Consider the following 625-nt stretch of genomic DNA (forward strand, 5'->3'; position numbering starts at 1 on the left):
ACGGTGGAACAATCCCGAACGAAAGAATAGCCTTTAGTCACCCGTCGAATCTAGTTCACCCCCATAATTGAAATGGTGGAGGTGGTGGGTACTGCCCCCACGTCCGCAATGGTTATTACGAAATTCATTTATCGTCATAGCCACAAAGTAGCATCTTTAATATATAGCCTGAATTCCTCATTTCAACATATTATATTTTGAAATAAAATATAGGATTGTTAATTTAATCTTTTAAGTATCATCAATAAATTTTAAGATACCAAAGGAGTAAATTTTTTTAAATTTCAATATTTATGGACCAATTAAAAATTCAATTTAATAAAATTTTTCTTATTTATATAATTTTTTTAATCTTTTCTTCTATTTATTTACTTTCAAAGACTTACCTTTCACCTACAAATAATTCTATGGCTGAATGGGCAATAAATTATTCAGGTGGTTTTGGTAGGAGGGGTTTTTTTGGAGAATTTTTCACTCACATAAGTATTTTTTTTGATACTAGTTATAGAAAAGTAATATTAGTATTTTTGTTTCTTGTTTTTATTATATATTATTTTTTAGTCTATTTTTTTGTCACAAGCATTAATTTAAACAAGTGGATAATAATTGCAATTTTATCTCCTTT

At 27.4% G+C, this 625-nt stretch carries 1 protein-coding gene and 1 other RNA gene; one reads left to right on the plus strand and one right to left on the minus strand.

Features of this window, described 5'->3' with window-relative positions; translation table 11 throughout:
- Positions 1-190, minus strand: a transfer-messenger RNA (tmRNA) gene (ssrA, locus tag AMO08_RS01700); the annotation flags it as partial.
- Positions 191-293: 103 nt separating this feature from the next.
- Here ssrA and AMO08_RS05855 point away from each other — a divergent pair.
- Positions 294-625 (plus strand): hypothetical protein (locus AMO08_RS05855; RefSeq protein WP_218836560.1); only part of this gene is annotated, 332 nt, incomplete at its 3' end.

The sequence above is a fragment of the Candidatus Pelagibacter communis genome, assembly GCF_001180205.1.
Taxonomy (GTDB): Bacteria; Pseudomonadota; Alphaproteobacteria; order Pelagibacterales; family Pelagibacteraceae; genus Pelagibacter; species Pelagibacter ubique_O.